The following is a 6,053-nucleotide window of genomic DNA, read 5'->3' on the forward strand; positions in this document are numbered from 1 at the left end:
CCCGGCGGTCGCGCAGGCGCGCGCGCACCGACAGGACCCAGATCTCGGTGCGGGTGACCAGCGGCTCGAACCACGGCAGGGCCAGCAGGATCAGCAGCCCGGCGGTCCAGCCCAGCAGGACGTCACTGAGCCAGTGGGTGCCGATGTAGACGGTGGTGAGCCCGACGCCCAGGGAGACGAAGGCCGACACGGCCGAGAGATAGCGCCGGGCACGCGGCGTGGTGGCCAGATAGGCGAGGATTCCCCAGGTCACCACGGCGTTGGCGGTGTGCCCGGAAGGAAATATATCGCCGCCCGCGAAGAGCTCCGCGGAGCCGATCTGCGTGGCGTAGTGCGGGCCGAGCCGTCCCAGCCCCAGCTTCACCGCGCCCACCGTGACGTTGAGCAGCAGCAGGGAGGTGCCCAGCGTCAGCAGGGGGCGCAGCGTGTGCTGGCGCCAGGAGCGCCAGCCGAGCCAGGAGGCGACCATCACGGCCGTGGGGCCACGCTGGCCGAGCACGACGTAGTAGTCGAGGAAGGCGTGGAGTTCCGGCCACTGCTGGTAGGGCCGGAACAGCATGACCTTCCAGTCCAGTGCCACCAGCCAGGAGGAGACGAGCACGGCGACGACGATGGCGAGATAGAACGCCAAGGTCCCGCCGAAGAGAGCGATGCGGTGACGGCTCATCCGCGGGATCTCTATCTTCGGCGGTTCCGGCTCCCGGTCCAGACGGGCAAAGATGTCGGTACGCACACATTGGACGTTACAGCGAGTGAGTGAGTGATCCGGCCGATCCCGCGTCTTTGTGATGACGATGTGATGTGGACTTCGTCTCGGGACGGCATCCATTCCGCGGCCTCCGGCGGAAATCCCCCCGGACCGGCGGTGTAATTCCGTGGAGCGTCCGTCGCAGAAATGTTTGATACCCGAAGAGGTGAACCTGCGGGCTCCTCCCCGTATTCGCCCAGCCATTCGGAGGGTGCGGGTGGGCGGCGCACGGGACGCTCCCGGGCGGCGGACGCGTGACCTCCGCGGCCCCCACGGGCTCCCGCCGCCGTTCCGGACGGGCGGCCGGACGGCCGGGACCCGAGTGGCGCACGCCACACCCCGGCGCCGGAGGCGTATGAGGTGGACCACGTCTGACCACGCGGTACTCGCGTACTCTGACGGCTCACTCGCCCGTCGATGCCGGGCCCGAGGGGCACCGGAGCACGGTCCCCGGCAGGTCTGCCGAGCGCGAGGGACTCAGCGTGGGAGGTACGTACATGACCGGGACGTCCACAGCCGCGGCCCGGCCGCGCGCGGCAGCCGACGGCGCCGGCCGCTGGGTCGTCCTGGTCGTCCTCTGCCTCAGCCTGCTGCTCGTCGCGCTCGACGCGACCGTGCTGCACGTCGCCGTCCCCGCCGTCACCGAGGACCTCCGGCCGAGTGCCGTCGGCCTGCTGTGGATCGTCGACGCCTACCCGCTGGTCTGCGCCGCGCTGCTGATCCTCTTCGGCACGCTCGGTGACCGGATCGGCAGGCGCCGCGTCCTGCTCTGCGGCTACGCCCTCTTCGGCGCCGCCTCCGCACTCGCGGCCACGGCCGACGCGCCCGCCGTGCTGATCGCGGCGCGGGCCCTGCTGGGTGTCGGCGGGGCCATGATCATGCCGGCGACGCTCTCGATACTCCGCCAGGTGTTCCCCGACCGCCGGGAGCGCGCCCTCGCCATCGGCGTCTGGACGGCGGTCGCGGCGGCGGGAGCCGCCGCCGGGCCGGTCATCGGCGGATTCCTTCTCGAGCACTTCTGGTGGGGCTCCGTCTTCCTGGTCAACGTGCCGCTCATGGCCGTCCTCCTGCCGCTGGGACGCGGGTCGCTGCCCGAGTCCCGCGGTGACGGCGAGGGGCCCTGGGACGTCGTGGGTGCCCTGATGGCGGCCGCGGGCGTCCTCGGAGTCGTCCTCGGCGTCAAGCGCGCCGGCGGCGGTGAGGGCCTCTGGGACCTGGCGTCCCTCGGGCCGCCGGCCGCCGGTGCCGCGCTGTTCGTCCTCTTCGTGCGCAGGCAGCGGCGCCGTGCGCATCCGCTGATCGACATGGCGATGTTCTCCCGGCCCGCCTTCACCACCGCCGTCGGCTGCATCGTCCTGGCGATGCTCGCCCTGGTGGGCCTGGAGCTCATCGCGGTCCAGTACCTCCAGCTCGTCCTGGACCTCAGCCCGCTCGAGACCGGACTGCGGCTCCTGCCGCTGACCTTCGCCGCCGTGGTGGCGGGTGCGACGGGCTCGTACACGCTGGGCCGCGTCGGCCCCCGCCGGATGGTCGGCTGGGGTTTCGTCCTCACGGCCGCCTCGGTCCTCCTGCTGACCGCGATGGGCCAGCACGACCGGCCCGCGCTGCTGACCGCCGGCTTCGTCCTGCTGGGGTTCGGTCTGCAGTCGACGCTCTTCGGCGCGTACGAGTCCATGCTCAGCGAGGTCCCCGCCGAGCGGGCCGGCGGCGCCGCCGCGATAGGGGAGACGTCCTACCAACTGGGTGCCGGGATGGGGATCGCGCTGCTCGGCAGCGTGATGAACGCCGCCTACGCCCCCGGTCTCTCCCGGCTGCGCGAGGAGGGTGTCCCCGCCGCCGCGGGATCCGCCGCCGCGCACTCGCTCGGCGAGGCCTACCAGGTGGCGGGACGGCTGGGCGGCCCCGCGGGCCACCTGGTGCGCAGCACCGCGCGGCACGCCTTCGTCGACGGCCTGCACGTCACGCTCCTGGTCAGCGCCGCCCTCCTGATGCTCGGGGCGCTCGCCGCGCTGCGGCTGCCCCGCGCCATGGACTGCTCGCCGGGCGGGGCGGGCCGCGGGACGGACGTCCCGGCCGCCGGCCTCCCGGTGCCGGAGCAGGCGGTCCGTCCGGGCCGGAAGGAGGCGGTGCCGGCCCCGGCCGCCGCGGAACCGCCCCCCGGATCCGGGCAGCTTCCGGCGCGGGGCCGGCCGCAGTGGACACGGGGCGCCCGGGTTCCCGGACGGCGCGAGCCCGCCGAGCCGGCCGGCTCTGGACGACCGTCCCGCTGAGCCGTACCGTCGGCACGAGGCCCTGACTACCACTGCTAGTTTTCGTACCGTGCGAGCCGCCGGAGGCACCCCCATGTCCACCCCCGAGTCCGCGAAGCCGTCGAAGCTGCCCCCCTTCGACCCGCGCGACCCCATCGGCATCGACGACCTCCTCGACCCCGAGGACCTCGCGATCCGCGACACGGTGCGCACCTGGGCCGCCGACCGCGTCCTGCCGCACATCGCCGAGTGGTACGAGAACGGGGAGCTGCCCGGCATCCGGGAGCTGGCCCGTGAGCTGGGCTCCCTCGGCGCGCTCGGCATGTCGCTGCGGGGATACGGCTGCGCGGGCGCGAGCGCGGTCCAGTACGGCCTGGCCTGCCTGGAGCTGGAGGCGGCCGACTCCGGGATCCGCTCCCTCGTGTCCGTCCAGGGGTCCCTCGCCATGTACGCCGTCCACCGCTTCGGGTCCGAGGAGCAGAAGGACCGCTGGCTGCCCGGCATGGCGTCCGGCGAGACCATCGGCTGCTTCGGGCTCACCGAACCGGACCACGGCTCCGACCCCGCCGGGATGCGGACGTACGCCCGGCGGGACGGCGAGGACTGGATCCTCACCGGCCGCAAGATGTGGATCACCAACGGCTCGGTCGCCGGGGTCGCCGTCGTCTGGGCGCAGACCGGAGAGGCCGGTGACGGCTCCGGGATCCGCGGGTTCGTCGTGCCGACCGACAGCCCCGGGTTCTCGGCGCCGGAGATCAGGCACAAGTGGTCGCTGCGCGCCTCGGTCACCAGCGAACTGGTCATGGACGGGGTGCGTCTGCCCGCCGACGCCGTCCTGCCCGGAGCGACCGGGCTGCGCGGCCCGCTGAGCTGTCTCGGCCACGCCCGGTACGGCATCGTCTGGGGGGCCATGGGCGCGGCGCGCGCCAGCTTCGAGGCGGCCGTGGACTACGCGCGGACCCGCGAGCAGTTCGGCAGGCCGATCGGAGGGTTCCAGCTCACCCAGGCCAAACTGGCGGACATGGCGCTGGAACTCCACAAGGGCATCCTGCTCGCCCACCATCTGGGCCGCCGGATGGACGCCGGCCGGCTCCGCCCGGAGCAGGTCAGTTTCGGAAAGCTCAACAACGTGCGGGAGGCGATCGAGATCTGCCGCACCTCGCGCACGATCCTCGGCGCCAACGGGATCTCGCTGGAGTACCCGGTGATGCGGCACGCGACGAATCTGGAGTCGGTGCTCACCTACGAGGGAACCGTGGAGATGCACCAGCTGGTGCTGGGCAAGGCGCTCACCGGCCTGGACGCCTTCCGCTAGTGCCGGGAGGCGTTCGGGTGGGCGCCCCGCTCAGCTCTGGTTGAAGAAACCGTCGGCCGGCCGGCCGGCGGCTTCGCCGTTCACCACCTGGGTGTGGGCGGGGGTCAGGAGGAAGACCCGGGTCGCCACGCGCTCGATCGAGCCGCGCAGGCCGAACGTCAGTCCCGCGGCGAAGTCCACGACGCGCTTGGCGTCGGTGGGGTCCATGGCCGTGAGGTTGACGATCACGGGCACCCCGTCCCGGAAGAGCTCGCCGATGCCCCGCGCGTCCCGGAAGCTGTCCGGGGTGACGGTCGCGATCCGGCGGCCCGTGTCCTCGGCCTTCTCGGACACCACCTGAACGCGGGGGTCGGTCACCCAGGGCTGGTTCGTACCCGTTTCGGCCTCCTCGGAGTACTCGTCGTCGTAGTACCGCTCGTCGTTGTCCTCCACGAGGCCCAGCCAGGCACTCGCCTTGCGCACCGATCCCATGGACGCCTCCTCTCACCGCGGTTCGTTGGTGTTCCGCATCTCTTTCCTATCCCTATGGTCGTCCATGATGCGGATGCTGCGCCAAGGGGATAGTCGGCGCGCAGGCGATTCGTGACGCGACTGGTGCAGATCATGTGGCGATTCGTCAGGCTTTCAGCCCTATGGGATGGGTTGCGGGAGGAAAATATGATGCACCCGCCCGTACGGGTGAGCTGGCGGACGTACGGGTGAACGATGGCTCGATACGATGCCTGCCGCGCGCCCGCACCGGCGCGGCGTGTCACATGAGCGGCTACCGGGGGATCGTCGTGTTCGGAATCGTCAGGCCCTGCACCCATCGGCTGTCCGATGGGCTCAAGACGCAATGGATGGCCCATCTCTGCGGGCTCTGCCTCGCCCTGAGGGCTGATCACGGGCAGTTCGCCCGGATCGTCACGAACTACGACGGGCTGATCGTCTCGGTGCTGACGGAAGCTCAGGCCGAGCGGAGCACCGCGCAGCGACGCACCGCGGGCCCCTGCCCGCTCCGCTCGATGCGGACGGCACCGGTGGCGCGGGGCGAGGGGGCCCGGCTCGCCGCCGCGGTGTCCCTCGTGCTGGCCTCGGCGAAGGTCCGCGACCACGTGGCCGACCGGGACGGGCTGTTGAAGCGCCGTCCGGTCGCCGCCGCGGCACGGCGGGTCGCCGCCGGCTGGGACAGGGCGGGCGCTCGTACCGGCGCGCAGCTGGGCTTCGACACGGGCGTCCTGGTCGACGCCGTCGACCGGCAGACCGGGATCGAGTCCCTCGCGGGCCCCGGCACCTCCCTGCTGACGGTCACCGAGCCCACCGAGACGGCGACGGCCGCGGCCTTCGCGCACACCGCCGTCCTCGCGGGCAGGCCGCGGAACGCGGAGCCGCTCGCCGAGGCCGGGCGCCTCTTCGGGCGGCTCGCCCACCTGCTGGACGCCGTGGAGGACAGGGCGGCTGACGCGGCGTCGGGAGCCTGGAACCCCCTCACGGCGACCGGCACCCCGCTCGCCGAGGCCCGGCGGCTGTGCGACGACGCGCTGCACGGCGTCCGCCTGGCGTTGCGGGACGCGGAGTTCACCGACGGGAAGCTCGCGCACGTCCTGCTGGTGCACGAGCTCCGCCGCTCCGTGGACCGGGCCTTCGGCACCGCCTCCTGCTCGCACGCGCAGGGCACGCAGCCGTCGGGGGCCTACGGACCGCAGCCGGGCAACCCGTACGCGCCGACGCCGGGCGGCCCCTACGGCCCGCCCGGCCCGCC

The 6,053-nt window shown here is 72.9% G+C and carries 5 protein-coding genes; 3 read left to right on the forward strand and 2 right to left on the reverse strand.

Going from position 1 to position 6,053, the window contains the following annotated elements; all coding sequences use genetic code 11:
• Positions 1 to 733, reverse strand: a 733-nt coding sequence (locus ABZ371_RS27765; protein ID WP_358684501.1) for a phosphatase PAP2 family protein, incomplete at its 3' end; no start/stop codon positions are given.
• A gap of 512 nt (positions 734 to 1,245) precedes the next feature.
• Here ABZ371_RS27765 and ABZ371_RS27770 point away from each other — a divergent pair.
• Together ABZ371_RS27770 and ABZ371_RS27775 are read left to right on the forward strand one after the other, a co-directional pair.
• Positions 1,246 to 3,018, forward strand: a complete 1,773-nt coding sequence (locus tag ABZ371_RS27770; RefSeq protein WP_358684502.1) for an MFS transporter — start codon at positions 1,246 to 1,248, stop codon at positions 3,016 to 3,018.
• A 73-nt stretch (positions 3,019 to 3,091) separates the two neighbouring features.
• On the forward strand, positions 3,092 to 4,312 hold the full coding sequence (locus tag ABZ371_RS27775) for an acyl-CoA dehydrogenase family protein (RefSeq protein ID WP_358684504.1): 1,221 nt from the start codon (positions 3,092 to 3,094) through the stop codon (positions 4,310 to 4,312).
• A 30-nt stretch (positions 4,313 to 4,342) separates the two neighbouring features.
• Here ABZ371_RS27775 and ABZ371_RS27780 read toward each other — a convergent pair whose 3' ends face one another.
• The gene (locus ABZ371_RS27780) at positions 4,343 to 4,783 is read right to left on the reverse strand and encodes a cell division protein SepF (protein WP_358684506.1); all 441 of its coding nucleotides are present in this window, start codon (positions 4,781 to 4,783) and stop codon (positions 4,343 to 4,345) included.
• Between the two features lie 284 nt (positions 4,784 to 5,067).
• Here ABZ371_RS27780 and ABZ371_RS27785 point away from each other — a divergent pair.
• Positions 5,068 to 6,053: DUF5685 family protein (locus ABZ371_RS27785; protein ID WP_358684508.1), on the forward strand; the 986-nt coding region annotated here is incomplete at its 3' end.

Source organism: Streptomyces sp. NPDC005899 (genome assembly GCF_040629645.1).
In the GTDB taxonomy this organism is placed as follows: Bacteria; Actinomycetota; Actinomycetes; order Streptomycetales; family Streptomycetaceae; genus Streptomyces.

Coding starts and splice junctions, on each gene's coding strand:
- ABZ371_RS27770 (WP_358684502.1), top strand. CDS start 1,246: ATGACCGGGACGTCCACAGCCGCGGCCCGGCCGCGCGCGGCAGCCGAC.
- ABZ371_RS27775 (WP_358684504.1), top strand. CDS start 3,092: ATGTCCACCCCCGAGTCCGCGAAGCCGTCGAAGCTGCCCCCCTTCGAC.
- ABZ371_RS27780 (WP_358684506.1), bottom strand. CDS start 4,783: ATGGGATCGGTGCGCAAGGCGAGTGCCTGGCTGGGCCTCGTGGAGGAC.